This window comes from Methylorubrum podarium, assembly GCF_022179745.1.
GTDB classification, from domain to species: Bacteria; Pseudomonadota; Alphaproteobacteria; order Rhizobiales; family Beijerinckiaceae; genus Methylobacterium; species Methylobacterium podarium.
In genome coordinates this window covers 1-4,113 of sequence record NZ_BPRD01000232.1, presented here as the reverse complement: position 1 = coordinate 4,113, position 4,113 = coordinate 1, and the positions used below count along the sequence as shown (strand labels likewise).

Annotated in this window: 4 protein-coding genes; 2 read left to right on the top strand and 2 right to left on the bottom strand. The window is 70.6% G+C overall.

Annotation, left to right across the window (positions count from 1 at the left end; translation table 11 throughout):
• Together MFF42_RS12395 and MFF42_RS12390 are read right to left on the bottom strand one after the other, a co-directional pair.
• The coding region (locus MFF42_RS12395; protein ID WP_238256019.1) for a M48 family metalloprotease at window positions 1–1,034 on the bottom strand (1,034 nt) is incomplete at its 3' end.
• Window positions 1,035–1,040: 6 nt separating this feature from the next.
• The gene (locus MFF42_RS12390) at window positions 1,041–1,895 is read right to left on the bottom strand and encodes a DNA-binding protein (RefSeq protein WP_373875180.1); all 855 of its coding nucleotides are present in this window, start codon (window positions 1,893–1,895) and stop codon (window positions 1,041–1,043) included.
• A gap of 733 nt (window positions 1,896–2,628) precedes the next feature.
• On the opposite strand from MFF42_RS12390, the gene MFF42_RS12385 reads away from it, so the two are divergent.
• Together MFF42_RS12385 and metK are read left to right on the top strand one after the other, a co-directional pair.
• The gene (locus MFF42_RS12385; protein ID WP_238256020.1) at window positions 2,629–3,036 is read left to right on the top strand and encodes a helix-turn-helix domain-containing protein; all 408 of its coding nucleotides are present in this window, start codon (window positions 2,629–2,631) and stop codon (window positions 3,034–3,036) included.
• Window positions 3,037–3,250: 214 nt separating this feature from the next.
• Window positions 3,251–4,113, top strand: an 863-nt coding sequence (metK, locus tag MFF42_RS12380; RefSeq protein WP_238256017.1) for a methionine adenosyltransferase, incomplete at its 3' end; no start/stop codon positions are given.

Genomic DNA, 4,113 nt, shown 5'->3' with positions numbered 1-4,113 from the left:
TCCGGCGTGGTGCCGAGCACGGCGTTGCGGGTGTTCTCGATGGCGAAGGCGTCCGGCACCTCGAAGGCGATGCTCAGGCCCGGATGCAGGAAGCGGCGGCCGCGCACCAGTCCCTCGCCGGGATTGTCGCCGTAGGCGATCCCGTCGATCGCCGCGAGGTAGGGGGCGCGGTCGTCGGCGCCGAGGCCGGGGGCGCCGATGCGCCGGGCCGCGCGGGTGACCAGCGCGATGCGCTCCGCCGTGGCCGGATGGGTCGCAAGCATGTCGGGCTCCGCCGCGCTGCCGTTGCCGGCCTTGAGCGCCATGGTGCGCTGGAGCGCGTCGAGGAAGCGGCCGGCGCCGAAGGGATCGTAGCCGGCCTGGGCCAGCACGCGCACGCCGTTGGCGTCCGCCTCCAATTCCTGCTCGCGCGAGAAGCGGGCGAGGGTGAACTTGGACTGGCTCTCGAGCTGCGCCCCCGTGACCGGATCGTTCAGCACGTCGGCGACCACGCGGCTCACGAGCTGCGAGCGCAGGGCCATCTCGCTGCGGGCGGTGGCGTGGCGCAGCGTGACGTGGGCGATCTCGTGGGCGAGCACCGCCGCGACCTCCGAGCTGTCGCTGGCGAGCGCCAGCAGCCCGCGGGTGACGTAGAGCCGGCCGCTCGGCAGGGCGAAGGCGTTGACGACGGGCGAGTCGAGCAGCGTGACCGCGTAGCTCTCCTCCGGCCGGTCGCTGGCGCGCACGAGGCGGTCGGTGATCTCGCTGACCAGCCGGTGGGCGGCCGGCGCGCGGTACTCGCCGCCGAAGGAGGCCACGAGCTTGGCGTGATCCGCCTCGTCCGAGCGGGTGCGCCCCGTCGTCTTGGGCGCCTGCTCGGGCACCTTGATGACCGCGGGCGTGAGCACAGTCCCGGTCTGGTCGGCGGCGCAGGCGGCGAGCAGGCCCGCGAGCGCGAGCAACGCGCCGGTCCTCGCGCTGGCCTTGGCCATTCGTTTCCGGCGGCGTCCGCCCAGGAACCGCCGCGTCGACTCGTTCTGTCGATCCCCCGTCATGCCGTTCTAGCGCCGCAGCGCCCGCTCCCCCTCGACGACCTCGATGCCTTCGACGCCGGCCAGATCGATGAGCGGTCCCCGCCCGATCTCGACCATGCCGCGGATTCTCACGAGGCGGCCCTTCAGCGTGGCCGCCGACAAACCATGTTCGCTCAGCGTCCGCCAAGTGCGTTTCTGCACCGTTACGGTCAAGCCCTGCTCACCCCTACGAGCGAAGTCGAGATAGGTCCGCGCCGACCGCTCGCCGACATGCAGGACGCGCCCCTCCACCACAGCGAACCGCCCGGCCCGCGCCGTCAGGGCCGCGCCATCGGTCGCGGCGAGCGGGCCGCCGGCCCACAGGCCGAGACCGGCGGAACGGGGCGCCTCCTCGAGGGCGCGGAGCGCCGGACGGCAGAGCGCCTCGGCCTCGCCGGCATCGGCGTAGGCGAGCCCGGCCGCGACCAGCCCGCCGGCGAGATCGACCGGTTCGGCCTCGCCCGCGATCCCGTCGGCGCGACGGCGGCCCCAGCGGTCCTCGGGACCGCGCTCCGTCAGGATGAGGGGCGCGCCGCGGAAGGCCGCGAGCCAGGCGCGTGCGTTCGCATCGAGCGCCGGCTCGTCGGGCCAGCGCAGGCCGGACAGCACCGCCCGGCGGCCGGAGGCGAGGATCAGCTCGCCCCGCGTTCCGACATCGGCAAGGCGATCCTCCCGCGCCGGGGATGGCCGGCAGGATTCGTCTGCGCGCGGGGCGGCCGACGCGCTCTGCGGACTCACGCTGCCACCGCAGGCGGTCGCGAGGAGCCAAGCCAGGGCCGGGGCGCCGCAGCGGCCCGTTCGACGCCCCCAGGGAACACCGCCGCGACCCTCATCGCGCCCCATCACCACCGCTCGCGCTCGGCCTCTCGTTCCGAGCGAGGATGCCGCGCGAAAAGTGCCCGGATCGCGGCGCTCGAAGGCGTCGCGACCCCACAATCGCGGATTGTCGCCCCGTGAGTCTCCCGGGCCACAGGTGACGGCGCCGCTCCCGCCGCTCGCGGTGGACCACCTCCGCCGTCCCGGATCGGAGCGGTTGGCGGTCCCGTGCGATGATGCTAAGCCTGTGCGGACGTCTCCGTAGCTCAGCTGGACAGAGCACAGGTTTCCTAGATTTCACAATTGGGCGCCGCGATGGGAAACCGCGCGGCGGATCCGCTCAAATTCGGGGAAAGCTTCCGGCGCCGCGGCGCCCTGCCGATCCCGAGCCAAGCCCGAAGCCCATCGCGGGTCGCGGGAAGGTGTAGAGACTAGACGGGCGGCACCTAAAGGCTTCGTCCGAGGCCCAGGGTGAAGGGATAGTCCAGACCACGAACGCACGGACAGTGCGGCGGCGAAAGTCGAAGTGGGATGAAACCTGGGGTCGCAGGTTCGAGCCCTGCCGGGGACGCCACTTTCCGTTTGTGCGTTCTGATTGCAGCCTTCCCGTCCGATCGTCTTCTGGTACGCGTGCGGCGGGGCGTCGCATCATTAACAAATGACATATTCTGTGTGTCGTTGCTTTTGCCACTTCCTCCGGCCTTGCACCGGGTAAGGTTTCGTTCGAAGCATCGCCCAAAAGAGCTTGGGCGGGGTGACAATGGCAGGCCAGAAAACCGACGAGCGCGACGTCCTTCTCGGGCGCCGTATTGCCGAGCAGCGCAAACGCTCGAAGCTGACGCAGCGCGCCGTTGCCGACAGCTTCGGGATGTCGGCCGCCCAACTCCAGAAGTATGAGAAGGGGGTCAACAGGATCAGCGCCATCCACCTCGCGATCCTCAGCCGGCTCACGAATACCCCGGTCTCCGACTTCCTCGACGGCATCCCCCATCCCGATCCGGAAACGGAGCGCGGCTTCTCGGACAGCGGACAGCAGCCTTACGCCGCCGAGCCCTGGTCCGAGCTTGCCCGTGCCTTCGCCCGCCAGTTCGTCGAGACGTTCAGCGAGGACCAGCGCCGCGAACTCTCCGCTGCGGTCGAGACCCTGAGCCGCGAACTCAAGAGCTGACACTCACTAGCCTCGGCTCCGTCCACGCGGTTCCGGACGTCCTTGCCGGCGCGGGCTTCCTGTTCGGACGAACCGTGCCACATCGTTCGATAAAACGGACGATTTCGCCATTCCGGCTTGACCGTCCGTATCGCCGATGCGACAAGCCGCGCCTCTGGAGACCGGGTCAAGCGCCGTTGCACGACGAGGCGCGCCCGACAATCGGGGGTGCACGATGCCTCGTTCCGACTATCTCTTCACCAGCGAATCCGTCTCCGAAGGCCACCCCGACAAGGTGAGCGACCGGATCTCGGACACCGTGGTCGACGCCTACATCGCCGCGATGCCGGAGGCGCGCCTGGGCGTCGAGACGCTGACGACGACCAACCGCGTCGTGATCGCGGGCGAGGTGCGCGGCCCCGATTCCGTGACCTTCAAGGACCTCGAGGAGCTGACCCGCGAGGCGGTGCGCGACATCGGCTACGAGCAGTCGGGCTTCCATTGGAAGAACAACGAGGTCGCCATCCACCTGCACGCCCAGTCGGCCGACATCGCCCAGGGCGTGGACGCCGCCGGCAACAAGGACGAGGGCGCGGGCGACCAGGGCATCATGTTCGGCTACGCCGCCGACGAGACCCCGGCGCTGATGCCGGCCCCGATCTTCTACGCCCACAAGATCCTCAAGGATCTCGCCGACGCCCGCAAGGCCAAGCAGGGCGACGCGGCCAAGCTCGGTCCCGACGCCAAGAGCCAGGTCACCGTGCGCTACGCCGACGGCCGCCCGGTCGAGGTGACGCAGATCGTGCTCTCGACCCAGCACCTCGACGAGTCCCTCGACTCGGCCGACGTGCGCGCCATCGTCGAGCCCTACATCCTCAAGGCCCTGCCGGAGGGCTGGGTCAACGAGAGCACCGTCTGGCACGTCAACCCGACCGGCAAGTTCGTGATCGGCGGTCCCGACGGCGACGCCGGCCTCACCGGCCGCAAGATCATCGTCGACACCTACGGCGGCGCGGCGCCCCACGGCGGCGGAGCCTTCTCCGGCAAGGATCCGACCAAGGTCGACCGCTCGGCGGCCTACGCCGCCCGCTACCTCGC